General features: G+C 66.3%; 19 protein-coding genes. 15 read left to right on the top strand and 4 right to left on the bottom strand.

Annotated elements, in window-relative coordinates; translation table 11 throughout:
- Nucleotides 1–13: 13 nt before the first annotated feature.
- On the bottom strand, nt 14–1,051 hold the full coding sequence (gene tssA, locus AB688_RS00595; RefSeq protein WP_054891230.1) for a type VI secretion system protein TssA: 1,038 nt from the start codon (nt 1,049–1,051) through the stop codon (nt 14–16).
- A gap of 396 nt (nt 1,052–1,447) precedes the next feature.
- On the opposite strand from tssA, the gene tagH reads away from it, so the two are divergent.
- The 14 genes from tagH to AB688_RS00525 all read left to right on the top strand — a co-directional run bounded on the left by tagH (nt 1,448) and on the right by AB688_RS00525 (nt 20,055).
- Nucleotides 1,448–2,803 (top strand): type VI secretion system-associated FHA domain protein TagH, encoded by a 1,356-nt coding sequence (gene tagH, locus AB688_RS00590; RefSeq protein WP_063541555.1) that lies wholly within the window; start codon nt 1,448–1,450, stop codon nt 2,801–2,803.
- A 48-nt stretch (nt 2,804–2,851) separates the two neighbouring features.
- Nucleotides 2,852–3,349, top strand: a complete 498-nt coding sequence (gene tssJ, locus AB688_RS00585) for a type VI secretion system lipoprotein TssJ (protein WP_054891232.1) — start codon at nt 2,852–2,854, stop codon at nt 3,347–3,349.
- A gap of 15 nt (nt 3,350–3,364) precedes the next feature.
- Nucleotides 3,365–4,699: a type VI secretion system baseplate subunit TssK gene (gene tssK / locus AB688_RS00580; RefSeq protein ID WP_054891233.1), complete on the top strand. Its 1,335-nt coding sequence runs from the start codon at nt 3,365–3,367 to the stop codon at nt 4,697–4,699.
- Between the two features lie 6 nt (nt 4,700–4,705).
- Nucleotides 4,706–6,013: a DotU family type VI secretion system protein gene (locus tag AB688_RS00575; RefSeq protein ID WP_063541553.1), complete on the top strand. Its 1,308-nt coding sequence runs from the start codon at nt 4,706–4,708 to the stop codon at nt 6,011–6,013.
- The gene (gene tssM / locus AB688_RS00570) at nt 6,010–9,516 is read left to right on the top strand and encodes a type VI secretion system membrane subunit TssM (RefSeq protein WP_063541551.1); all 3,507 of its coding nucleotides are present in this window, start codon (nt 6,010–6,012) and stop codon (nt 9,514–9,516) included. The genes AB688_RS00575 and tssM overlap by 4 nt, the downstream gene beginning before the upstream one ends.
- The gene (tagF, locus tag AB688_RS00565; protein ID WP_155738176.1) at nt 9,513–10,175 is read left to right on the top strand and encodes a type VI secretion system-associated protein TagF; all 663 of its coding nucleotides are present in this window, start codon (nt 9,513–9,515) and stop codon (nt 10,173–10,175) included. The genes tssM and tagF overlap by 4 nt, the downstream gene beginning before the upstream one ends.
- Complete coding sequence (locus tag AB688_RS00560; RefSeq protein WP_063541549.1) at nt 10,172–10,891, top strand: PP2C family protein-serine/threonine phosphatase; 720 nt, start codon at nt 10,172–10,174, stop codon at nt 10,889–10,891. Before tagF ends, AB688_RS00560 begins: the two co-directional genes overlap by 4 nt.
- 8 nt (nt 10,892–10,899) lie before the next feature.
- Nucleotides 10,900–13,890 (top strand): serine/threonine-protein kinase, encoded by a 2,991-nt coding sequence (locus AB688_RS00555; RefSeq protein ID WP_063541547.1) that lies wholly within the window; start codon nt 10,900–10,902, stop codon nt 13,888–13,890.
- Nucleotides 13,890–14,594: an ABC transporter ATP-binding protein gene (locus tag AB688_RS00550; RefSeq protein WP_054891238.1), complete on the top strand. Its 705-nt coding sequence runs from the start codon at nt 13,890–13,892 to the stop codon at nt 14,592–14,594. Before AB688_RS00555 ends, AB688_RS00550 begins: the two co-directional genes overlap by 1 nt.
- A complete protein-coding gene (locus tag AB688_RS00545; RefSeq protein WP_063541545.1) occupies nt 14,594–15,802 on the top strand; it encodes an FtsX-like permease family protein in 1,209 nt (402 codons plus the stop codon). Before AB688_RS00550 ends, AB688_RS00545 begins: the two co-directional genes overlap by 1 nt.
- Complete coding sequence (locus tag AB688_RS00540; protein ID WP_063541543.1) at nt 15,795–17,573, top strand: formylglycine-generating enzyme family protein; 1,779 nt, start codon at nt 15,795–15,797, stop codon at nt 17,571–17,573. Before AB688_RS00545 ends, AB688_RS00540 begins: the two co-directional genes overlap by 8 nt.
- Before the next feature lie 72 nt (nt 17,574–17,645).
- Nucleotides 17,646–18,569, top strand: coding sequence for a type VI secretion system-associated lipoprotein TagQ (tagQ, locus tag AB688_RS00535; protein ID WP_063541541.1), 924 nt, complete (start codon nt 17,646–17,648; stop codon nt 18,567–18,569).
- Nucleotides 18,570–18,679: 110 nt separating this feature from the next.
- Nucleotides 18,680–19,594 carry a hypothetical protein gene (locus AB688_RS00530; protein WP_063541539.1) on the top strand — a complete coding sequence of 305 codons (915 nt, stop codon included), beginning with the start codon at nt 18,680–18,682 and terminating at the stop codon, nt 19,592–19,594.
- A complete protein-coding gene (locus AB688_RS00525) occupies nt 19,594–20,055 on the top strand; it encodes a hypothetical protein (protein WP_063541537.1) in 462 nt (153 codons plus the stop codon). Before AB688_RS00530 ends, AB688_RS00525 begins: the two co-directional genes overlap by 1 nt.
- A gap of 69 nt (nt 20,056–20,124) precedes the next feature.
- On the opposite strand, the gene AB688_RS00520 is transcribed toward AB688_RS00525, so the two are convergent.
- The 3 genes from AB688_RS00520 to AB688_RS00510 form a co-directional block, all read right to left on the bottom strand.
- On the bottom strand, nt 20,125–20,478 hold the full coding sequence (locus AB688_RS00520) for a hypothetical protein (RefSeq protein ID WP_063541535.1): 354 nt from the start codon (nt 20,476–20,478) through the stop codon (nt 20,125–20,127).
- Nucleotides 20,479–20,665: 187 nt separating this feature from the next.
- Nucleotides 20,666–22,036 carry an ATP-binding protein gene (locus AB688_RS00515; protein ID WP_063541533.1) on the bottom strand — a complete coding sequence of 457 codons (1,371 nt, stop codon included), beginning with the start codon at nt 22,034–22,036 and terminating at the stop codon, nt 20,666–20,668.
- Nucleotide 22,037: 1 nt separating this feature from the next.
- Nucleotides 22,038–22,754 carry a response regulator gene (locus AB688_RS00510; RefSeq protein WP_063541531.1) on the bottom strand — a complete coding sequence of 239 codons (717 nt, stop codon included), beginning with the start codon at nt 22,752–22,754 and terminating at the stop codon, nt 22,038–22,040.
- Between the two features lie 139 nt (nt 22,755–22,893).
- Between AB688_RS00510 and AB688_RS00505 the strand changes: the two genes are divergently transcribed.
- On the top strand, nt 22,894–25,191 hold the full coding sequence (locus tag AB688_RS00505) for a TonB-dependent siderophore receptor (RefSeq protein ID WP_063541529.1): 2,298 nt from the start codon (nt 22,894–22,896) through the stop codon (nt 25,189–25,191).
- Nucleotides 25,192–25,237 lie beyond the last annotated feature (46 nt).

The raw sequence follows: 25,237 nt of genomic DNA, 5'->3' as shown, positions 1-25,237 counted from the left end.
GCTGTCGGTGGTATCAGTCGTCCTGGGGCCCGCGCAGGTTCTCGAACTGCGAAAGGCCCTCGGGAATCAGGTCGCGCACGATGGTCGCGAAATCGGCGTTGACCAGGTTCTTGGCCCGGCGCAACAGCACCGGCAACGGGCTGGAAGGCTCGTGGCGGGCGTAGTACTGGAGCAGGCGCTCGAGGCTTTGCTGAACGTCGTCGCGGTTGTTGATCTCGCCGGGGCGTGCAGCGGCACGAGCGGCTGGAACTGCGGCGGCGGACGTCGAATGGTCGTTCTGGAAATCTTCCTGCGGCGCTTCGCTGTTCTCGGCGGCTGGCGGCGAGCCGCCGGGGGCGTAGTCGGCCAGTACCTGTTGTGCCAGGCGCAGCGGTTGCTTGAGTGCCGACAGGTCGACGCCGCTGGCCGAACCGACCTGGTCGCTGACCCGGCGCTCGATCGCTTCGCAGGCCTCGCGGGCCAGGCTCAGGGCTTGGCGAGTCTGTTCGAGCTCATCGGGGTCGGCATCACGCAGCGCAGCGGCCAGCGCTTCGACGCTCAGGTCTTCGCTGGCGAAGTGCTGCAGGCCGGCGGCGTGCAGGGCCGCGCGCAAGGTGACCGGGCCGAAGGCGCGCGAGCGTGCCAGCACGGCTTCGCGCAGCAGGGCGATGTTGGCGTCGCAGGTCAGGCCGGACAGGGCGTTGACACGCACCGTCGGATCGTTGTCGTCGGAGGCGTCGAGTTGCGGATGCAGGTGCAGCCAGTATTCGCCGAGCAGGTCGCGGATCAGTTCCAGGCTGGCGGCCAGGCCGACGAAGCCTTGCAAGGCGAGTTTGGACTGCACCAGGAAGTGGGTGATGCGCAGGTCCTTGCTGCGTTGCAGCAGGTCGGTGCAGGTCTGCTCGATGGTGCGCCACTGCGGCGGTTCGGCAGGTTGTACCGCATCGCCCATGACCCGCTCCGGACGCCCTTGCGCATCGCGTTCGAGTTGCAGGAAGTCCGCGTCGTATTCGAGATCTTCACCGCATGGGAAGTCATCGGAAATAGCGGCGAGCAGCAGCGGCGAGTTCACCAGGAATCGATCTCCATATCGGCCCGTGGCGGGGCGTTAGTTGCGCGAAGTTGCAAATGTGAACTGGCGCACAAAAACTTGTAGAGGAGCGGGCGGTTGATGTCAGCGTGATATCAATGGCAGGCTCCAAAGTTGCGCATTTATGGTTTATTTCCAAAATGCTGTCAAGGTAAGCTACCCGCCCCCGAGTGGAGGTGTGACCGAGTTTGCAGCTTTGAAGGCCCATCTGTCGGATGCCATCAATGTGCCTTGCTGCTGTGGTTAAATTCGCCGATATGTCGCGATAAAACAGCTAAAGATGTTATTTAGGTCGTTGTTTTTTAAGGATTTATTGGCGATTTTCGCTATCCACTCATTTGAATGGAATCACGATACACATTATATGCAGGAGGCGTGATGGCACTTTGCCTTACTATCACTAGTTATCACAAGATTACTCCGGGCCAGCGTGCGGAGATGCTTGTGGAGACTGGTGCCGTCACCATCGGGCGAAGTCCGGACAATGATTGGGTATTGCCGGATCCTGAGCGATTGGTATCGTCGAATCATTGTGTCATCCAGTTTCGAGATGGCCGTTATTACCTGACCGATAGCAGCACCAATGGCGTGGAGTTGGTACACGCTGGCGTGCGTTTGCGCCGCGGAAACAGCGAGCCCTTGATGGATGGCGAAGTTATCCGGATTGGCGAGTACGAGATCCAGGCGCGCATCGATTCGGGGTTCTCGCTGGAGGAGAATCGCCAGCCTGGCGCACAGAGCTTCGAGGCGCTGATGGCCGGGCAGGCGACGCCCTCCGAGCCCCCCCTTGCACCCGCCCCGGCTGCTTTCCTGCAAGGGGCTTCGAGCCACGACACGCTGCCCGACATCTTCGATTTCCTTGGGCCCGCCAGCGTGCCAGCGGCGAGCCAACCTGACCATGTGCCGGCCCAGCAGCACGACTTTCGTCCGCCCGCGCCGGTAACGCCCGCCGTGTCGCCTGCCGCACCCGCCCCGGGGGTGATTCCGGCGGACTGGAACCTGTTCGACGAGGCCCCGGCCCCCAGCCCCCTGCCTGCGCAAGAGCCGATCGCGCCTGTTGCCCCAGTGCCTCCACCGCCTGTACCTGTCGCCGCACCCGCACCCGCACCCGCACCCGTCCCGCCCCCCACCCAGGCCATGCCCGACCAGGCGCTGCTGCAGGCGTTCCTGCGCGGTGCGGGCATCGAGCACCTGCGCATTGACGCTGGCGATGCCGCAGCGCAGATGGAGGCGGTGGGCCGCAGCTACCGCCTGATGGTCGAGGGTCTGATCGACGTGCTGCGCGCGCGCAGCAGCCTCAAGGGCGAGTTCCGCATGCAGCAGACCACCATCGCGCCGGTGCAGAACAACCCGCTGAAATTCGCCCCCAACGCCGATGAGGCGCTGTTGCTGCTGCTGCGCCAGGGCAACCAGGCGTTCATGCCCGCCGACCAGGCGGTACGCGACAGTTTCGATGACCTGCGCGCCCACCAGTTGGCGGTCATGGCCGGCGTCGAGGCGGCGATCAAGCACGTGCTGACGCGTTTCGAGCCCGCCCGCCTGGAGGCTCGCCTGGCGCCGGCCACAGGCCTGTCGAGGGTATTCGGCGGCTCGCGCCAAGCCCATTGCTGGCAGCAGTTCACCGAGCTGTACGGGCAGATATCAGCTGAAGCCCAGGACGATTTCCAGGACTTGTTCGGCCGCGAGTTCAGCCGTGCCTACGAGGCACACAACGCCCGACTGCAACGCTCTTGAGGCTGATTCTCAAGGCAGGAAGAACACCAATACGTCATGAGGACGAGGATGAGTGCAACAAGACTGATGGCAGCCCTGGCCTTCGTGCTGCTCAGTGCCTGCAGCAAGGATGCGTCGGTGGTGCCGAGCTCCGACGCTGAGCCGGCAGAGCCAGGCGTCACCCTGTACTTCAGCGCCGCCGCCGGGCTCAACCCCGGTGCCGATGGCACGCCGGCACCTGTGCGGGTGCGCATCTTCGAGCTGAAGAACGCCGCCGCCTTCGAGCGCGCCGATTACTTTGCCCTGGCCGAACGGGCGCAGGCCACGCTGGGCGCCGACCTGATCGACCAGGACGAAGTACTGCTGCAGCCCGGTCGTCAACTGCAGCTGGATCGCCCACTGAACCCGGCGACGCGCCAGGTCGGCCTGGTGGTCGGCTACCGCGAGATCGACCGTGCGCAGTGGCGCAGCGTGCTGGCCGTACCGCCTCGAGATTACCAGATCAGCCTCGATGTGCGCGCCGTGCGCAGCGCCGTGGCCACCCCACAACCTGTGCCTGCCCGCTAGGCAAACGGAGAACCCATGTCCTGGAACAATCGTGTGGTCTGGTCGGAAGGCATGTTCATCACGACCCAGCACTTCCAGCAGCACGACCGCTATCTGGAAAACTTCATCGATGCCCGCAGCCGCCCTCTGTCGAGCGCGGCCTGGGGCTTTTCCGAGCTGCTGGTCGACCAGGGCCTGCTGGCCCAGGGCAAGCTGGCGATCCTCAGTGCCCGTGGCCTGTTGCCGGACGGCACACCCTTCGATATCCCTCGTGATGACCTGCCACCGGCGCCTCTGGAAATTCCCGACGACCTGCGCGACGGGGTGATTCACCTGGGCCTGCCGCTCAAGCGTGCCGGTGCCCGCGACACCGTCGACGAAGGCGAGGCGCTGGACGGCGCGCGCTATGTGGCGCGGGTCAGCGAAGTGCGCGACGACAACGCGCCGTTCGAGAATCGCGCACCCCTGGCCCTGGGAGGCCGCGCGCTGCGCTTGCTGCGTGAGGAAGATGGCCTGGGCGATTTTGCCGCGCTGGGTGTGGTGCGCATCCGGGAAAAGCGTGCCGACCGGGCCTTGGTGCTGGACGACAGCTACATCCCGCCGCTGCTGGATGTGGCGGCCAGCAACCCGCTGTCGAATTTTCGCAGCGAGCTGCTGGGGCTGCTGCACCAGCGTGGCGAGGCACTGGCCGGGCGGGTGGTGGCCTCGGCCAATGGCGGCGCCTCGGAAATTGCCGACTTCATGCTGCTGCAACTGGTCAACCGCGCACAGCCGTTGATCGAGCACCTCGGCCAGCTCAGCCCGCTGCACCCCGAGCGGCTGTACAGCGAACTGGTGGCGCTGGCAGGCGAGTTCGCCACCTTCACCCGCGAGGGGCGTCGCCCCGAGAGCTTCCCGGTGTACCAGCACGATGATCTTGCGGCGACCTTCCAGCCGCTGATGGCATCGCTGCGTGAAGCGCTGTCGATGCTGATCGACAGCAAGGCGGTGGCCATTCCGATCGTCGAGAAAGCCTACGGCGTGCACGTGGCCATGCTCGCCGATCGCAGCCTGCTGGACAGCGCCAGTTTCATCCTCGTGGTGCGCGCCGATGTGCCGGGCGAGACCTTGCGCAGCCGCTTCGGCCAGCAGAGCAAGATCGGTTCGGTGGAGCACATCCGCGACCTGGTCAATCTGCAGTTGCCTGGCATCGGCCTGCTGCCGTTGCCGGTGGCGCCGCGGCAGATTCCGTTCCATGCCGGTTCCACCTATTTCGAACTCGACCGCGGCAGCGAGCACTGGAAGCAGTTGCAACATTCGGGAGGCTTCGCCTTCTACGTCGCTGGCGAGTTCCCTGGCCTGAACCTGGCCTTCTGGGCCATTCGAGGATAAGCCGCGATGCAGCACGACGATCCGCAGGCCAACGACCGCACCCAGTTCATGCCTCGCCCGGGCGGACGAGGCCCGCAGCCGACGGCGGCACCCCAGGCCGCACCACCGCCGCTGAGCGTACCGGCCGAGCCGCTGGCGCCGGGCCAGGGCAAGGGCCTCAATCCGCTGGAGCAGGCGGCCGGTCCGCTGCTGGCAATGCTTACACGACTGCGCAATACCATCGCCCATCCAGCCCCGGCGAGCCTGCGCGCGCAGCTGCTCGCCTACCTGCGCCAGTTCGAGGAGCGCGCCGAGGCTGGCGGTGTACCGCGCAACGAAGTGCTGCTGGCGCGCTATGCCCTGTGCACCGCCCTCGATGAAGCCGTGCTCAGCACCCCCTGGGGCAGCAGCAGCGACTGGGGCAAGCAGAGCCTCTTGATCACCGTGCACAACGAAGCCTGGGGCGGTGAAAAGGTCTTCCAGTTGCTTGAGCATTGCCTGCAGAGCCCGCGCGAGCGTCTGAACCTGCTGGAGTTGCTGTACCTGTGCATCAGCCTCGGTTTCGAGGGCCGCTACCGGGTGATGAACGGGGGGCGTGCACAGCTCGAGGCGCTGCGTGAGCGTACCGCTGCGACCCTGCGCAGCGCGCGCGGAGAGATCGAGCGCGAATTATCCCCGCACTGGCGCGGCGTCTCGGTCAGCCGCGATCGTCTGACCCAGTTCGTGCCGCCCTGGGTAGGGCTCGCGGTGGCCCTGGCCTTGCTGCTGCTGTTGCTGTTCGGTCTGCGCCTGAAGCTGGCCTCCGATGCAGAACCCGTATTTCGCGGCATCCATGCCCTGGGTGAAATCCCGGTACAGGCCATGGATCGCCCGGTGGTGCAGCCCAAGCCGGTCGAGCGCCCGCGCCTGGCAGGTTTCCTTGCCGATGACATCAAGGCCGGTCGGGTCTCGGTAGAAGATGCGGTCGACCGCTCTGTTGTGACCATTCGTGGCGACGAGCTGTTCGCGTCTGCCAGCGCCAGTATCAAAGGCGATTTCGAGCCGCTGATGCTGCGTATCGCCGAGGCGGTTTCCAAGGTGAAGGGCAACGTGCGCGTCACTGGCCACAGCGATAACCAGCGCATCGCCACGATCCGCTTCCCCTCCAACTGGGCGCTGTCCCAGGCTCGTGCCGAAGAGGTCAAGGCAATGCTCGCCGCGCGCACCGGGCAGCCGCAGCGCTTCAGCGCGCAAGGCCTGAGCGACACCGAGCCGCTGGCCTCCAACGACACCGCACAGGGCCGGGCGAAGAATCGCCGGGTCGAAATCACCGTACTGGCGGAGGGCGTCGAGTGAAGGCGTTTTTCAGTTTTGTCATTCGCTGGGTGATCCTGGTGCTGGGGCTGATCGCCCTCAGCCTGATCATCTGGTTCATCGGGCCGCTGCTGGACGTGCTGGCGCCGCCCGCGCCGCGCTGGATTCTGATCGTCCTGCTGTTCGCGGTGTGGATTGCCTACCGTACCTGGCGCATCGTCCAGGCGCGTCGCCAGGCCGCCAAGGTGATGGAGAGCCTGGCCGCCGAAACCGCGCCGGATCCTGCGAGCCTGGCCACCGCCGAAGAGCTGGCGACCCTGCGCCAACGCATGGACGAGGCCCTGGTGCTGCTGAAGAAAGCGCGCCTGGGCGGTGACGAGCGCCGCAACCTCTACGAGCTGCCGTGGTACGTGATCATCGGCCCGCCGGGCTCCGGCAAGACCACCGCGCTGGTCAACTCGGGGCTGCATTTCCCGCTGGCGGCACAATTGGGCGAGGGCGCCATCCGTGGTGTCGGTGGCACGCGCAACTGCGACTGGTGGTTCACCGACCAGGCGGTGCTGCTCGATACCGCTGGGCGCTACACCACCCAGGACAGCCATGCGCAGGTAGACAAGGCCGCCTGGCTGGGCTTTCTCGACCTGCTCAAGACCCAGCGCTCGCGTCGCCCTATCGACGGGGCGTTCATCGCGATCAGCCTGTCCGATCTGCTGCTGGGCAGCGACGCTGAACGCGCCGCCCATGCCGCGGCGATCCGCACCCGAATCCAGGAGTTGTACAGCCAGCTCGGTGTGCGTTTCCCGATCTACCTGATGCTCACCAAGCTCGACCTGGTGCCGGGCTTCATGGAGTACTTCGACAACCTGAGCAAGGACGAGCGCGCCCAGGTGTGGGGCATGACCTTCGCGCTGGATGACGGGCAGCAGGGCGACGGCCCACTGGCCGGCTTCGACCAGGAGTTCGGCCTGCTCGAACAACGCCTCAATCAGCGTCTGGTCGAGCGCCTGCAGCAGGAGCGCGACCCGGCGCGGCGCGACCTGATCTATGGCTTCGTCCAGCAGTTCGCGGCACTGCGCGGCAATCTCAAGACCTTCCTCGACGGCGTGTTCAAACCCAACGCCTTCGAGGCGCGGGCGCTGCTGCGCGGTGTGTACTTCACCAGCGGCACCCAGGAAGGCAGCCCCATCGATCGCCTGATCGGCAGCATGGCGCAGAGCATGGGCCTGGACCGCGCGCACCTGGCGCGCCAGACCGGCACCGGACGCAGCTACTTCATCGAGAAGCTGTTCAGCGCCGTGGCCTTCGCCGAGCGAGGGCTGGTGGGCAGCAACCCCAAGGTCGAGCAGCGCCGCAAGTGGATCACCCGAGGTGCCCTGGCGCTGAGCGTGGCTCTGGTGCTGGTGGTCGGCACCCTGTGGACCCTGAGCTACCGCGCCAACCAGCAGTACATCGCCGAAGTCGACAGCCGCCTCAAACCACTGGGCAAAAGCGTGCAGGAACTGAGCCCGGCGCAGCGCGAGGTGATCGAAGTGCTGCCGCTGCTCAACGCCGTGCGCCGTCTGGCAGACGATCCGCCGGCCTGGGCCGAGGGGCTCGGGTTGTACCAGGGCGACATGCTGGAGACCGAATCCACCAGCGTCTATCGCAAGCTGTTGATCGCGATCTTCGCCCCGCGGCTGGTCACCCGCATCGAGGAGCAACTGTACGCCGGCGGTCCTTCCGACTATCTGTACGAGGGCCTGAAGGCCTATCTGATGCTGGCCGACGGCGAGCATTACGACGCTGACTTCCTCAAGGCCTGGATCAGTCTCGACTGGGAGCGCCATCTGCCGCGCGATCTGGCCCCCGAGCAGCGCCAGGCACTTGAACAGCACCTGGCGGCGCTGTTCGACAAGCGCCCGCCGAATGCGCGCCTCGACCAACGCCTGATCGACGACACCCGCCGCCAGTTGCAGCAGTTGCCGGTGGCGCAACGTGTGTATGACCGGGTCAAGCGACAGAAGCTGCCGGCCGGCGTCAGCGATTTTCGCATCAGCGACGCCGCTGGACGCGATGCCGCGCTGGTATTCCAGCGCAAGAGTGGCAAGCCGCTGACCGAGCCGCTGCCGGGGATCTTCACTGTCGAGGGTTATCGCAAGGCGTTTCTCGCTGCCAGCGTCGCCCACAGCGAAACCCTCGCCGAAGAGCGCTGGGTGCTTGGTCGCGAGCTGAGCGAGGCCAGCGATGCCAAGCGCCTGGCCGACGATGTGCGCCAGCTCTACTACCAGGACTACATCCGCCACTGGGACGCGCTGTTGGCCGACCTGGACTTCGTCCCGATCACCAGTGTCGGGCAGGCCGCCGACGTGCTGCGGGTATTGTCCGGCCCTACCTCGCCGATGAAGAAACTGTTGCAGGCGGTGGCCAAGGAAACCGACCTGCAGCAGCCCACCACCCTCGACAAAGCCCAGGCCAAGGTCGAACAGGCCGGTGTCGATCAACTGCGCCAGCGCCTGGGTGGTCTGCTCGGCGACACGCCGATCCCGGGCACTGAGCAAGGTGCGCGTGAGGTGGACCCTGTGACCGCACACTTCGCCGAACTGGCCGAGCTGGTCGAAGGTGGCGAAGGCCAGCCAAGCTCGATCGACGGCCTGCTCGCCGATCTCAACGCCCTGTACGTACAGGTCAGTGCGATGGTCGGCGCCAGTGGCGAAGCCCTGCTGGGCGAGGCCAAGAACCAGGCTCAGGCTGCCTCGCAGAGGGTTTCGCTCGGTGCCGCGCGGCAGCCGAAAGTGGTGCAGAACCTGGTCGGCTCGGTGGTTGGCTCGACCAACGCCATCGTCATGGGTGGCGTACGCAACCAGCTCAATGCCGCCTGGACCAGCGAGGTGGTCAATGTCTACCGCCAGTCCCTCAGCGGTCGCTACCCGCTGACGGCCGGCAGCCCGCGTGATGCGACCCTGGAAGACTTCGGCCAGTTCTTCGGTGTTGGCGGGGTGATGGACAACTACTTCCGCAAATACCTGCAGCCTTACGTCAACACCTCCACGTCGCCGTGGAGCTGGCAGCCAGGGGCGGCGCAGAAGCTGGGGATCAATGCCGGTGTGCTCAACACCTTCCAGCGCGCTGCGACCATTCGCGATGCCTTCTTCCGTAACAGCAGCGGCCTGACGCCAGGCGTGCGTTTCGAGCTCAAGCCGGTGGCGATGGATGCGTCGATCACCCAGTTCATGCTCGACCTCGATGGCCAACAGGTCAGCTATGACCACGGCCCGAGCCGTCCGGTGTCGTTGCAGTGGCCGAACCCGAACAGCATCGGCGTGGTGCGCCTGTCGATCTCGCCTCCTTCGGCCAGTGGCCGCTCGGGGCTCACGCTGGAAGGCCCGTGGGCGTGGTTCCGCCTGCTCGACCAGTCCGACCTGATCGCCGGCACCTCGCCCGAGCGCTTCAGCCTGCGCCTGCGGGTCGACGGTGCCAGCGTGTCCTATGAGCTGCGTGCCAGCAGCGCCTTCAACCCGTTCCGCAGCCGAGTGGTCAGCGGTTTCAGCCTGCCGGAGCGCCTGTGAACGACGTCGGTTTCTACGGAAAGATGGCCTGCCGCGGCGACTTCGTTAGCCGCGACCTGCCACAGAGTTTCATCCAGCCCTGGGACCAGTGGCTGGCCGCAGGTATCCAGGCCAGCCAGCGACAACTGGGCGAGCAGTGGCTGCAGGCGTACCTGGTCAGCCCGCTGTGGCGCTTTGCCCTGGCCGCGGGCGTGTGCGGGCCGCAGGCGATGATCGGGGTGGTGATGCCGAGCATCGATCGCGTCGGGCGGTATTTTCCGCTGACCGTGGCGCAGGCGCTGGAGCCGCAGGTTTCGGTGGCGGTTGCGGTGGTGGGGGTGGATGAGTGGTTCGAGCAGGTCGAAGCGGCTTTGCTCGGCACGCTGGAGGAAGGTGCGCAGCTCGAGGCATTCGAGGATGCGGTGCGGCCCTATCGCGGCACCACCCCGCTGCCACAGGGGATAGCGAGCGCGCCTGCGGTGGGTGGGTTGCAACGTCTGGCCGCGACCACGCCTGAAGGGCGGGAGCGAGCACTGGCCGAGTGCGCCTGCGAAGGCATGAGCCTGTGGTGGGGCAGGGGCTCGGAGCGGATTGCGCCGGGCCTGATGCGCTATCCGGGCCTGCCGCGCAGTGAGGATTTCGCCGGGTTTCTTCTGGGTAGCGAGGCGGCACGCGCATGACCGACCTGCAGTACACCGCGGCCAGCTACAGCCATGTCGGCATGGTACGCAAGATCAACGAGGACGCTTGCCTGGACCTGACCTGGGCGGGCCTGTGGGCGGTGGCCGACGGCATGGGTGGCCATGCGGCGGGCGACTATGTCAGCAGCCTGGCAGTGGACAGCCTGCGCCGCCTGCCGAAGCTCGACTCGCTGGCGGAGTTCGCCGACGAAGTGCGTGACGGCCTGGCGTGGGTCAACCTCACGGTCCGTGAGGAAACCGCGCGCCGTGGCGTGGCGATGATGGGCAGTACCGTGGTGGTGCTGGCCGCACGCGGCGACCAGGCCATCGGCCTGTGGGCCGGTGACAGCCGTCTTTATCGTCTGCGCGGCGGGCGCATCGAGCGCCTGTCCCACGATCACAGCTACGTCCAGGAACTGCAGGACAGTGGCCTGCTCAGCGAAGCCGAGGCCCGGGTGCATCCGCGCGGCAACATCGTGACCCGTGCCATCGGTGTCGAGGACCACCTGGAACTGCAGGCCGTGGCCTTGCAGGTGCGCCCTGGCGACACCTACCTGCTGTGCAGCGATGGCCTGACCAAGACCGCCGAAGACCTCGAGATCGGCGAGGTGCTCAACCATGCCGACCCCTATCAAATAGTACGCAGCCTGGTCCACCTGGGCCTGACCCGAGGCGCGCCCGACAACATCACCGCCGTGGTGGTGAAGGCCAATTGAAGAACATCATGGACATGCAGATCCCCGGATTCGACATCGACGGCGAGATTGGCCAAGGCGCCATGGCCAGCGTCTACCTGGCCACCCAGCGCTCATTGCAGCGCAAGGTCGCGCTCAAGGTGATGGCCGCGAGCCTGGCGGCCGATCCGACCTTCTGCGAGCGCTTCCTGCGCGAAGGCCGCACCCTTGCGCGCCTGGCCCATCCGCACATCGCCACCATCCACGATATCGGCAATGTCGGCGAGCTGTACTACATGGCCATGGAGTACCTGCCCAGCGGCACGCTCAAGGAGCGCATCGCCGCCGGGCTGACGCCGGAGCAAGGGTTGGTCTATGTGCGCCAGATGGCCCAGGCGCTGGGTTATGCCCATGCCCAAGGCCTGGTGCACCGCGACGTGAAACCGGCCAACATCCTGTTCCGTGCCGATGGCAACGCCGTGCTGTCGGACTTCGGCATCGCCAAGTCCCTGGACGATCACACCCAGTTCACCCAGGCCGGTTTCGCGGTGGGGACGCCCAGCTACATGAGCCCGGAGCAGGCGCGCGGGCTTGAGATCGACGGGCGCGCCGACCTGTATGCGCTGGGGGTGGTGCTCTACGAAATCCTCGTCGGCAAGCTGCCCTACAGCGGCACCGATGCACTGTCCACGGCGCTGGCGCACCTGACCGAGCCGCTGCCGGAGTTGCCCATCGAGCATGGGCGCTACCAGGAAATCCTGCGCGGCTTGCTGGCCAAGGACCCCAACGAACGCTTCGCCGATGCCGCTGCCTTGTTGGCGGCACTGGATCGCCTGCCGGCCGACGACAACCAGAGCACGGTGATCCGGCCACTGGTCGTGCCCCCGGCGGCCCCCGAGCTCGCAGGGTTGACGCCAGTGTCCATCGAGATTCCGCAGGCGCATGCGCAACCCGAGCCCGTCCAGCGTGAGCCAGAGCAAGGCCGCCCGGCGCCTGTCGTTGCGCCGAAGAAAAAGCCTGCGGTGGCGCTGCTGGCGGTGGCCATCGCAGCGGCACTGGGCCTCGCGGCGGGTGGCTACTGGTTGTTCGCCGGTCACGACGAACCCGCCGTCGCCACACCTGTGGCACAGACACCGGCCCCACCCAGCGCGCCACCTCCTGTCGCCAGCACCTCGCAGGACGATCAGCGCCCGCTGCTCATGGCGGGCAAGAAGACCCTGTTCCAGCGCGTGCTGACCAAGCCCGGCGCACGCCTGGCCGACACCCCTGGTGGCGCTGCCGGTGACAGCCTGCCGGCCTTCTCGGTGCTCTACGTTTATCAGCGCAAGGATATCGACGGCAAAGCCTGGGTCCAGGTCGGTGCTGCCAGCGATGGTGCGCGCGAGGGCTGGCTGGCTGCAGAGCAGACCAGCGACTGGAAGCAGAGCCTGGTGCTCAAGTTCACCGAACGCTCTGGTCGTGCGCCGGTGATGTTCATGCGTCAGCCCGACGATGTGCAGCAGTTGCTCGACGACAGTTCCCAGGCCCGCGCGCAATTGCTCAAGGCACAGAACGACCCAGCACAGGTACCGCGTGTGCTGGCGCTGGAGCCTGCGGCCAACGCGGTGCCGCAGGACCAGTTCTACCTGATGCCGATCTTCGATTACCGCGAGAGCTTCGACGCCGACGGCCAGCCGGTGCAACTGCTCAACATCGCATCGATCGATCCCGGCAGCAGTGCGGCCGGCAGCACGCCGCAGGCCGCAGGTGTTGCCGGCGCCGGCGACAACAGCTTCCGCACCGGTATCGTGCTGGTGGTGGACACCTCGGTGTCGATGCAACCCTACATCGACCGGGTGCGCCAGGTGGTCAGCGAGTTGCAGCAGCAACTGGCGGCACGCGGTGAGCTGGACAGCGTCAGCTTTGGCCTGGTGGGCTTTCGCAACAGCGTCAAGCGCACGCCGGGCCTGGACTACCTGAGCAAGACCCTGGTCACCCTCGATGAAGGCCGCGACCCTGCGCGCTTTCTCAAGGCCGCGTCGCAGGTCAAGGCCACCACCGTGTCCAGCCATTCGTTCAACGAGGATGCCTTCGCCGGGGTCATGCAGGCGGTCGAGGGCATGGACTGGTCCGGCTACGGCGGGCGCATCGTGTTGCTGGTCAGCGATGCTGGCGCCTTGCGCAAGAGCGATCCCGAGAGCAGTACGCGGATGAACGAAGCCGAGGTGCGTCAGGCGGCGTTGAGCAAACAGATCAAGATTTACGCCCTGCACCTGCGCACCCCCGCCGGGGTGAAGAACCACGGCTCGGCCGAGCAGCAGTACCGCGTGCTCACCGCCGACAGCAACCCGCGTATCGGCGACCTCTACGTGGGGGTGCCGGGCGGCGATGTGAACGCCTTTGGCGCGCGCGTGCAGGAGATCGGTTCGACCTTCGCCGAGCTGGTTCACCAGGTACGCAACCAGCAACCGCAGGCCGTGCCGCTGCTCGCTAGTGGCTCCAGCCTTGCTGCCAAGACCCAGGCCGTGGGCTATGCCATGCACATGGACTTCCTCGGCCGCCGCAGCGCCAGTCAGGCGCCGCAACTGGTGAGTGCCTGGACCGCCGACCGTGACCTGACCAACCCGGCGCTGCCGACCTTGCAGGTGTGCGTGATGCTGACCAAGCTGCAGCTCAACGACCTGCAGCAGTCGCTCAAGCTGATCGTCGATGCGGCGCGCAAGACACGCAGCTCGCCGGGCGACTTCTTCAATGAAATCGCCAGCGCCAGTGCCTACATGAGCCGCGACCCGGGCGCGCTGAGCAAGGGCGCCAACCTTGCCCAGGGCGGCGTGCTCGGTGAGTACCTCGAAGGCCTGCCGTATCGCAGCAAGTCGCTGAGCATGACCCAGGATCTGTGGTTGTCGCTGTCGGTCGCCGAGCAGGAGGACTTCATCGACGAGCTCGACTCGAAGATTCGCCTCTACGAAACCTTCCACAACGACATGGCCAACTGGGTGCGCTTCGGCAACGCCGAGCCGGGCGACGCCCTGTACCGTGTCCCGCTGTCGACGCTGCCGTGATGATCAGCCTGCAGGGGGTGCACAAGACGCGCGGGCGCTACCGCCTGGAGATCGGTGATCTGCGTCTGGGCGCCGGTGAGCGGGTGGCGTTGGTCGGGCCCAGCGGCTGCGGCAAGAGCACGCTGCTCGACCTGCTGGCATTGGTGCTGGCGCCGGATGCGGCGGACGCCTTCACCCTGGAACTTGAGGGCAGCGTGCAGGATGTCGCCGGGCTGTGGCGTGGTCGTCGACTCGACCGGCTGGCCGCCTTGCGCAGCCGGCACCTGGGCTATGTGCTGCAAGCGGGCGGGCTGCTGGGCTTTCTCGACGTACGCGGCAATATCCGCCTGCCCCGTCAGTTGCTGGGGCTGGCCGACGACGGTGGCGTCGAGCGCCTGGCGGCCGCGCTGGATGTGAGCGACCAGTTGGACAAGCGTCCGGCGGCGCTTTCGCTGGGCCAGCGCCAGCGGGTCAGTTGTGCCCGCGCCCTGGCCCATGCGCCTTCGCTGTTGCTGGCGGACGAGCCGACTGCAGCGCTCGATCCGGTCAATGCCGAGCGGGTGATGCAGCTGCTGCTGCGCCAGGCCGAGGCGCATCGGGTGACCTGCATCATCGCCACCCACGACGAGACCCTGGCCCGCGACGCCGGGCTGCGGGTGCTGCGCATGCACTGTCGACGCGATGCCGAAGGCGGTGTCATCGCGACCCTGGGGCAGGCTGCCTGATGCGCCCGTTGCTGATCGCCGGGTTGGCCTGGCAGGACTATCGCACCGACGCGCGGCTGTCCGCCTGCGCGGTGCTGGCACTGGTGGCGGTGATTGCGCCACTGCTGGTGCTGTTCGGCCTGAAGTTCGGCCTGATCGGCAGCCTGACCGAGCGTCTGCAGCGCGACCCGAGTGTGCGTGAGGTCATTCCCTTGGGTGGGGGACGTTTCACTGCCGATTTCATCGCCGGGCTCGCGGCGCGTCCGGATGTCGCCTTCGCCATCCCGCGCACCCGCCAGATCGCCGCCACCGCCGAGCTGTTGCTGCCTGCACAAGGGCGTGGGGTGACGGTCGAGATGTTGCCGACCGCGCCCGGCGATCCGTTGCTCGACGGCGCCGTGGCCCCCGATGCAGCCGACCTGCGCGACGTGGTGCTGAGTTTCACCGCGGCGGAAAAGCTCGGTGCCCGTCCTGGCGATCACTTGCAGGCCAGTTTCAATCGCCAGCGTGCGGGCGAGGTGCAATGGCGCCAGACCTCGTTGCACGTGCGTGCCGTGCTGCCGCTGGCAGCGTTCGAGCGCGACGCCTTGTTTGCACCGTTGGCCTTGCTGGAGGCCGCCGAGGACTACCGCGACGGGCGTGCGGTACCGGCGCTGGAGTGGGCGGGCGAGCTGCAGGCCGGCAGCGCGGCGCGGGTCTACCCGGCGTTTCGCCTGTATGCCCGCACGCTCGAGGACGTCGAGCCGCTGCGCCAGTTCTTCGCCGAGCGCCAGTTGCTGGTCTCGACCCAGGCGGCGCAGATCGCCCAGGTGCAGTCGCTCGGGCGCAACCTCGACCTGGTGTTCTGGATCATCGCCGCGTTGGCCGTGGCCGGGGCGGTTGCGGCGGTTGCCGCAGGTGCGGTGGCGGCGGTCGAGCGCAAGCAGCGCGAGCTGGCGGTGTTGCGCCTGCTGGGCTTCGGCACTGCCGCGCTGCTGTTGTTCGTGGTGTTGCAGGCGCTGTACAGCGGCCTGCTCGCCGCCGGGCTGGCGGCCCTGTTGTATGCCCTGGCCGAGCACGGCCTGAACCGACTGTTCATGCAGGTGCCCGGCGAATACGCCGCTCACCTGCTGCCCATGCACTATCTCGTCGCGCTGCTCGCCGTGTTGTCGGCCAGCACCGCTGCCGCCGCCCTGGGTGGCTGGCGGGTGGCGCGGATCGACGCCTCGCAAGGAATTCGTGATGTCTGAACTTCGCCTCAAGGTAGCGGCCTTGATCGTCACCACACTGGGCCTTGTGGCCTGCTCCCCCGCCGATGGCGAGGACAAGTCCCAGGCCTCCGCGGTCAACACCGCCACGCCCGACCCCGCCGCCACCAGCAAGCTGGACAACCCCAAGCCCCTGGCCGACGACGTCAGCTTGCCGCTGCCCTGTGGCGGCGAGATTGTCTTCCGACATGTCTACGTGCTGGCGCAAGGCAGCCTCGCTGACCGCGAGGTCAACCTGGGTTACCCCTTCAGCGAAGGCGAGGCGGGTTACAAGCAGTCGTTCATTTCCGGATATCGCCGCGACTTCATCAATGGCCAGTTCAGCCTGCAGGACCTGTCTCCCGCCTGGCAGAAGCAGGTCGGCGCCAGCCTGCCCAAGGTCGAGGCGGGCAGCCCGCTCAAACCGATGATGTATTTCATCGGCAAGTACGAGGTCACAGCGCGCCAGTATGCCCAGGTCATGGCCCAGGCTCAGTCGCTGGCCAGCGGCGAGGCCGAGCCCGCCTGCGAACCGGTCACCGAGGCCGCCGGTCGCCTGCCCAAGGTCAAGCTGTCGCGCTTCGAGGCCGAGCGCTTCGCTGCGGTGTACAGCGCCTGGTTGATCAAGCACCACCGCGAGTTGCTGCCGGTCAGTGGCCGGGGCAGCAAGGCCGAAGATGGCGGGACCGGTTTCGTGCGCTTGCCCACTGAAGTGGAATGGGAGTTCGCCGCCCGCGGCGGTTCGGCGGTCAGCCGCCAGGAGCTCGATGGCCGGCTGTTCCCGCGCAAGGTCGAAGGCAGCGACAGTGACGGGCCGTTGGCCGACTGGGCGGTGTTCAACCAGGTTGCTGGTGGCACCGGACAGGCTGCGCGACTGATGCCGATCGGGACCAAGCAACCCAACCCGCTCGGGATGTTCGATGTGATCGGCAATGCCGCCGAAATGGTCCAGGAGTCGTTCCAGCTAGTGCACGCTGGTCGCCGTCAGGGCGCCTACGGCGGCTTCGTGGTCAAGGGTGGCAACTACCTGGAAGGCGAGACCACGCTGTTCACTGGCATGCGCCGCGAGTATCCGCTGTTCGGTGCCGACGGCACTGAGCAGCGTAACGAGACCACCGGTTTCCGCGTCGCCATCGGTGCCTTGTCGGCGCCGCGTTCGCGCTACCAGGAGCTGTTCGAGCAGTGGCAGAAAGAGGGGCGCCTGGCTGGCCTCACCGACGACATCAATGCCGCCGACGACCCGACCACGCGCCTGGACGGCATCATCGCCGGCGCCAGCGACCCGCGCCTGCAGGCCGAGCTGGGTCTGGTCAACGAAGAGCTCAAGCGCAATGTTTCGCTGATCGCCCGCCAGCGCGAGGAAGCGGCTGGCAACCTGATCCAGTCGGCGGCCCTCGTGGCCGAGACCATCAACAACTACAACATCCGCCTGACCAACCTGCAGAACACCCAGGCCAAGGCCCAGGCCTCGGGCGACCAGGCCAGCGCCAGCATGTATGGCGCCGCCATCGCCAACGGCCGCAGCGCGCTGGACGGCGCGCTGGCGATCTACATCGACAACCTGGCCAGCGGCACGCGCTACACCGACGCGGTGATCCAGGCGCAGTTCCAGCGGGTCAAGCAAGAGCTCGAGCGCAAGCCGGTGCTGGGCAAGAGCCTGGAGACCCGCGCCACCCTGTTCGTCCGCCACGTCGGGGAGTACCGCCAGAACCGGCGGGCCGACCCGGCGACGATCCTCAAGGAGCTGCTGGCATCGGCTGCTCCGCGACCTTGAAGAAACCCTGAAAAAAGACCCCGGCCCGCATGAAGCAGGCCGGATCAGCACAACCCGAGAGAGAACCCGACCATGCGCTTGAATCGCACCTCCCTGATCACCGCTTCCAAGGCCCGTGCCGCCCTGCTGCTGGCTGCCGGTTTCAGCAGCGTCCTGCTGACCGGCTGCGCCGGCTCGCCGGTTTCCAAGATCGGTGCAACGACCAAGGTGGAGTACTACCCCAACTGCTACGAGCCGGTGCAGCACCTGCGCTCCACTGACGGCGACATGACTCGCTCGGTCGCCACCGGCGCACTGCTCGGCGCGGTAGGCGGTGCACTGACCGGCGCCCTGGTGGACGGTGACAACCGTGGTCGCAACGCTGCCATCGGCGCGGCCGGTGGTGCCCTGGTCGGTGGTGCGGCGGGCTACTACACCGAGCGCCAGAAGCAGATCAGCGACGACAAGCAGCGCATCGCTTCCTACGCCGCCGACATCGACAAGAGCGCCGCCGACCTGGACCGCACCACCCAGTACGCCAAGGCGTCCCAGGCCTGCTACCAGCGCGAATTCGCCAGCCTGATCCAGAACCGCAAGGCCAACCGTATCAACGATACCGAAGGCCGCAAGCGCCTGGCCGAGATCGTTGCCGGCCTGAACGAGTCGAACCAGCTGCTCGGCACCGTCAACGGTCGTCTGGGTGAGAACCTGAACAACTACACCCAGGCCTACGAGCAGGACCTCAAACAGGTGGGTGTGCAACGTTCGGAAGTGGTGGCCGTGGTCCAGCCACCGAAAGCGACCAGCAAGTCTGGCACCAAGAAGGGCCAGGCTGCGGGCAAGACCAACACCAAAGTGCCGACCGAAGCAGTCGCCACCGAGAAGACCCTGCAGAACGCCACCGGCAAGAAAGCTGAAGCCCAGCAGGTGGCCAAGGCGGGCGTGGATCAGGTCAACAGCATGTGCCGCAACCCGGACATGGGTGACTGGGCACCGGTGCCTTGCCCGAACGTTTGATGGGATTACAGGGGTGCATCGCGCCCCTTTCGCGACGCAAGGCCGCTTCGGTAGGGAGCGGCTTTGTGCTGTGGACAGGCCAGCCTGTAGCTGAGTAAGGACACGTATTCATGAAAGACCTTCTGGTCAACGAATTGGCCAACACCTCGCAGTTTCTGGCGCAGCAGCGCCTGCAGGGGCGTATCGACCAGCAGAAGCTGTTCAAGGCGATCGATGCCGACCCTGGCATCGTCGGTGCGGGTGTCGTGTATATCGATGCCGACTACAACGTGATCGTGCTGCGCGAGTTTCAGCCGATCTGCAGTATCAAGCCCAAGCGCATCATCCTGCGCGAGGCGCCTCGCTACATTGCGCCCCAGCAATTCATGAACCAGTTGCAGACCAACCCGCGTGAGTCGCGCGTGGTCAAGGAGGCGGTAGGCACCACGCTCTCCTGCGCTGGTGCGATCCTGGGTTGGGTCGTCATGTTCAGCGGCACTATCGCCGTCCCCTTCTCCGGCGGTGTGAGCCTCGCGCTTACCGCTGCCGGATATGCAGCAGCAACCGCCAGTACCGCACAGTGCGTTATCGGTGTTGTCAGAACGGTCAACGAGGTCAACGACCCGTCAGCCAATGATGCGATGGAACAGGAGGCCTGGTACAGGGCGGCCACACCGTTGCTCGACGGTATATCGCTGCTCGGCGTCGGTAGCTCGGCCCTCACGACTGTACGCTTCCTGCAGGTGCGCAAGGCGGCCACGGGCGCCAACTGGCTCGACCTGACCCGTTCATTGAGCCGTCAGCAGCGTAGCGCTCTCACCCGCGAGTTGCTGTCGATCAAGCATCCTTCGCTCACCGCGAAGCAACTCAAGCTGCAACAGAGCACGGGCGAGCTGATCAAGCGTCACACGCCCACGCAGATCAAGCACGCCACTCAAACACTGATCAAGGATTCGCTTGGCGCTTCCATCGGTTTTGTCGGCAGCGGGACGGTGCAGGACAAGACCAAGAGCATCGCTCTGGGGCTCTATGAGGAGTTCGAGTAATGAGTCGGCACCCTGACCTTCAGAAGTTTCTCGATCGCTACTTCATGGTGTTCCTGGCGGGGTATTTTCTCTCGCTGTACGCCATGGCTGGGACGTTCTCTTTGGTGTGGAGTACCTATTGCCGTGACTGCAGCCGGGAGATCAACTATCCGCTCAGCCTTGGTGTGCTGGTGGTGACGCTGGTCACGGCGCATGCCGCCGTAGTGCGAGGTCGTGACTGGGGGGTATGGGTGGTCGCCGCCCTTTGTATCGGCTCCGTGGTTTTCCTGTTGCCGACCTATGGGTTCCGGCCGCACATGGGGATCTTCCTGAGCATCATAGTCGTCGCGCTGCTGGCATTGCTGGTACTCAACAGCAAGAAATACCGAGAGATGCGCGTGCTACTTGCCGAGTATCGACACAAGCGTCAAGCCGATAGAGCTTCAAAGGCCCAGCGTCCCAAAGTTCGACGGTCTCGATGATACGGTTGTGATGCCTCGAAGACCGGCGTGCGCCTGGCCAGACGCACGCTTCGGAGAATGGACATGGCCTCAACCGCGCTGCAGGTGGTCGCGCAGCCGTTCCGAGCCGCCTTCGGCGACGCGCAGCATGCCAGGGGTGCGTTCGGAACCGTTCTCGGCAACACGTTGACCAGCCGGAGTACGCTCGAAACCACCTTCGGCGACACGCTGACCAGCCGGAGTGCGCTCGAAACCACCTTCGGCGACACGCTGGCCAGCCGGAGTACGCTCGAAACCACCTTCGGCGACACGCTGGCCAGCCGGGGTGCGTTCGAAGCCCCCTTCGGCGACGACCGGTTGCTCGGGTTTGCTCGGAACGGCGAAAGCGCTGACGCTGGTGGCGATCAGGGTGGCGCTGAGGAAGAGGGTAGTGATCGATTTCATGGCGGCGACTCCTATCAGGTTGGGGTGAGTCGGGCGAGGCAGCCATCGTGGTTCGCTGCTTGACCCGGTGCAGTGGGGTAGCCCTTGCTGCATGGGTCCAGAATACGGAGTCACCGTGGTCGGCGTTATCGGATGAATGTCCGGTTCATGCCCAATTCTGTCTGGTGAGCTTGCCGTCGGTCACCGCTCAGGCACTTGGCAGGTACAGGCTGGCGCGCAGGCCGCCGCCGTCGCGGTTCGCCAAGCGCAGCGCGCCGCCGTGGCTGGTGGCGATGCGCTGGACGATGCTCAGGCCCAGCCCGTAGCCGCCAGAGCCCTGGTTGCGCGAGCCTTCGCCGCGCACGAAAGGGTCGGTGATGGTCGCCAGCAGGGCCGGCTCGATGCCCGGCCCACGGTCCTCGACCGCGATGCGCACCCCGGCGTCCTCACGGGTGAGCGCCACCGTCACCTCCCGTCCATAGCGCAAGGCGTTCACCAGCAGATTCTGCAAACAGCGTTGCAGCAACAGCGCATCGACCCGCGCCTCACCCGCCTGGCCGCGCACCGGCAGCGGCTCGCTGGCACTGGCCAGGTCGGCGCAGGCGCGCGCCACCAGGTGATCGACATCCACGGCTTCGAGGTGCAGTTGCTCCCCCGCGCGCAGATAATCCAGCACCTGGCCTATCATGCCGTCCATCTGCACGATGTTCTGCCGCAGGCGCTCTTTGTGTTCGCCATCCTCCAGTCGCTCCAGGCGCAGGCGCATGCGGGTCAGTGGCGTACGCAGGTCGTGGGAGACCGCCGCGAGAAAGTAGGCCTTGTCGTTGACCATGGCGATCAACCGTTGCTGCATGGCGTTGAACGCCTGCGCCGCCTGGCGCACTTCCTCGGGGCCCTCCAGGGGCAGGGCGGGTTGCTCCAGGTTGCGGCCCAGGCCGCGGGCAGCATCGGCCAGACGGCGCAGTGGGCGCAGGCACAGGCGCACGGCCACCAGGCACACCAGCAGCACGGCGACGATGCGCAAAGCGTATACCCGCAGCAGGTAGTCGCTGATCAGCACCCAGGCCGACTCGCCACTCCAGCCCTGCAACTCTTCGCCGTCGATCACCAGCCAGTGGCCGTCCTCCATCGGCACGGCGAACTGCAGATGTGCCTGAGCGGTACGCAGGCCGAACAGGCTGCGCCAGACGATCGGCTGACCAAGCTCATCGGTCAGTTGCACCTTCAGCAGGCGCGCCAGCTGGTCGTGGCCGAGTTCGTAGGCCAGCGCCTGGTGCAGCAGCAGTTCGATGCGGTGCCGCCCGCGTCGATCATCACGCTGGGCGTTGGGCAGCGATTCGGCGCAGCGCAGGTGGTAGCGCGGCGGCACCTGCAATTGGCCGGCGTGACAGTCCGCCTGGGCGATCAGCGGGGCACTGCGCGCAGCGATCAGCCGCACCGGGGCCTCGAACACCTGGGCGAAGCGCACGTCGAACCAGATGCTGCTGGACATCAACTGGATCAGCAGGGTGCCGCTGATCATGATCAGCAGCAGTTGGCCGAACAGCGTCCTTGGCCATAGCCGGCGCAACAGGCGCACGTCAGGCGCCTGGCTCGCGGGCGATGCTGAGCAGGTAGCCTTCGTTGCGGATGGTGAGGATCTGCGCGCTGCCGTTGACGGCGCGGCGCAGGTGCTGGCGCAGGCGGCTGATGCACATGTCCACCGAGCGGTCGTCGGGCAGGTGGTCGCGGCCAAAGGCGCTGCGCGTCAGGTGATCGCGCGATACCACGCGGTTGTTGGCCTCGAGCAGCTCGCGCAGCACGCGGTAATCGGAGCGGGGCAGGGTGAGGGTCTGGCCGTCGGGGTGAGTGAGCAGGCGCTTGATGTGGTCGAGGCTGAATCCTGCGAACTGCTGTGCCTGGCTGGCGGGCTCTTCGCTGGGTGTGTCGAGGCGCTGCGGGCGGCGCAGGACGGCCTTGATGCGGGCAATGAGTTCACGGGGCTCGAAGGGCTTGGACAGGTAGTCGTCGGCGCCCACTTCCAGGCCGATGATACGGTCCAGCGTGCTGCCTTTGGCCGACAGCATGATCACCGCCAGGCCCGGCTGCGCCTGCAGTTGGCGACACAGGCTGAGGCCGTCTTCGCCGGGCAGCATCAGGTCGAGCACCACCAGCTCGACCTTGTGCCGCGCCATTTGCTGGCGCATCTGCTCGCCATCGGCGGCAGCCAGCACGTGGTAGCCGGCATCGGTCAGGTAATCGCAGAGAAGTTCGCGAATCTCGTCGTCATCGTCGACAACCAGCAAGGTTGTGCTCATTGAGGGGGACACCTGTCAGGGGCGCTTGAAAGGCGCCCGTTACGTTCCATTACATCCCCGTACAAGCCGGGGATGGAGCCCAGAGGGCACATCCCTAGAATCGTAGCAAAAACCATCTGCGAATACGAAGCCTTCCCAAATGAAACCTCAGAGCATCCCTGGCGCCTGCGCCCGCTTCACCCGCGGTGGCAGCCGCCTCTCGCCGCTTGCCTTGTGTATCGCCTTCAGCCTGTCCGCAGGCGCCTTTGCGGCTGACCCCCAGCCCCTGGAACTGGGCGCCACCAACATCGAAGACAGCGCGCTGCCCAGTGCCGACGACGCCGGCCAGCTCGGCTACACCGTCGAGAGCACGCGCAGTTCCACCGGCCTGAACCTGACCCCGCGCCAGACCCCGCAGTCGGTGACCAGCATCACCCGCCAGCAGATGGACGACCGCGATGTGCACAGCATCGAGCAGGCGCTGGATACCGCGCCGGGGATCAGCGTCAGCAAGATGGAAGTGGGCGGGCGTACCGATTTCCGCGCCCGTGGCTATTCGATCAGCAACTGGAAGATCGATGGCCTGCAGTTCCCCGGCGGCTCTGACTTCAGCGGCAGCGGCAACGCGCTGAACCTCGACCTGTACGAGCGCATCGACATCGTCCGTGGTGCCAACGGCCTGCTCGGCGGCACCGGTGACCCGTCGGCGACGGTCAACCTGATCCGCAAGGCGCCAACCCGCACCTTCGGCGGCAGCGCCTATGCCACCTACGGCAGCTGGGACAAACGCCGCCTGGGCGCCGACCTCAACCTGCCGCTCTCCGAAGACGGCCGCCTGCGCTCGCGCTTCGTGGTCACCCAGCAGGATGCCAACTCGTTCCGTGACAACCAGTCCGAGCGCGCCCGTGCAGCGCTGGCCAACTTCGAGTTCGACCTGGACGAGGCCACCACCCTCGGCGCCGGCTACCAGTACGAATACAACAAGGTGGTCGGTGGCGGCTGGGGCGCCAACATCCCGATCTGGTATGGCGACGGCAGCAAGACCGACCTGCCGCGCAGCACCAACGTGGTGCCCAGCTGGAGCTTCGGTGAGTACATCACCCGCACCACCTTCGGCTCGCTGCAGCACCGCTTCGACAACGACTGGACCCTGGACCTGAAAGGCTCGCAGAGTACCAGCGATGCCCTTAACCACCGCGGCCTGGCCAAGGTCAACTCGTCCGGGCGCGGCGTCTACGGCGGCTACTGGGACCAGGATGGCAGCGGCGCGGTGCTCAACGGCCTGCACAGCTCCAGCGACACCACCCAGCAATCGGCGCAGATCGACCTATCCGGCCCGTTCCAGATGTTCGGCCGCACCCACCAGGCGATGGTCGGTTACAACGACAGCCGCACCGTGGCCTGGTCGCCGGAATACACCTGCACCATGGTCAGCGCCAACAGCGTCAGCGCCCCGGCCCTGGGCTGCCAGTTCCGCGCCAACAACGGCCTGCCCCTGAGCAACTGGCTCAACGGCGTGGACAGCGACTACGACATGCTCGCCTCGCAGACCGGTCGCCACAGCAAGACCACCACCCGCCTGCAAGGCATGTACGCCGCTACCCGCCTGAGCATCACCGACCCGCTGTCGGTGATCCTCGGCGTGCGCAGCACCGACTACTCGGCCACCACCCGCAACGTCAGCGGCGTGCGCAGCAACCAGCAGAACAACGGCATCGTCACCCCCTACCTGGGCGCGGTGTATGACCTCAACGACACCTACTCGGTGTACGCCAGCTACACCGACATCTTCAACCCGCAGACCGAAGAGACCGCCAGCGGCACCAAGGTCGAGCCGATCCGCGGCCAGAGCTACGAGACCGGCATCAAGGCCGCCTGGTTCGACGGCCGCTTGAACGCATCCGCCGCGTACTTCCGCACCAAGCAGGAGAACAAGGCAGTCACCGACGGCGACCTGCTGACCCCGACCGGCGCCACCGCCTACAAGGCAGGTTCCGGCCAGGAAACCGACGGTATCGACCTGGAACTCGCAGGCGCCCTGACCGAGAACTGGAACGTCTACGCCGGCTACACCTACCTGCACTTCCGCCGCCTCGACAGCGACGGGCGCAGCGATCCGTCGCACCTGTTCAAGGCCTCGACCACCTACCGCCTGTCCGGCCCGCTCGACCGCCTGACCCTCGGCACCGGCGTCACCGCGCAGACCAATATCCGCGCCCTGTCCACCCCGGCCGGCCAGCCGACCAACGGTGTCAGCCGTAGCTCCAGCGACGTGAACTGGTCGGGCTATGCGATCTGGAATGCCATGGCCAAGTACCAACTGACCGACGACACCAGCGTCAGCCTCAACGCCAACAACCTGTTCGACAAGCACTACTACACCCGCTACGGCTTCTACGCCGGAGCGATCTATGGCGATCCGCGCAACCTGTCGCTGACCGTCAGCACGGCGTTCTGATCAAACGACAGCACCTGTTGCAATCTATATATGGAAATCCGTATAT

Origin of the sequence: Pseudomonas putida (assembly GCF_001636055.1) — a bacterium.
Classification (GTDB): Bacteria; Pseudomonadota; Gammaproteobacteria; order Pseudomonadales; family Pseudomonadaceae; genus Aquipseudomonas; species Aquipseudomonas machongensis.
The sequence above is the reverse complement of the archived record's forward strand: the minus strand, read 5'-3'. Positions and strand labels throughout refer to the sequence as shown.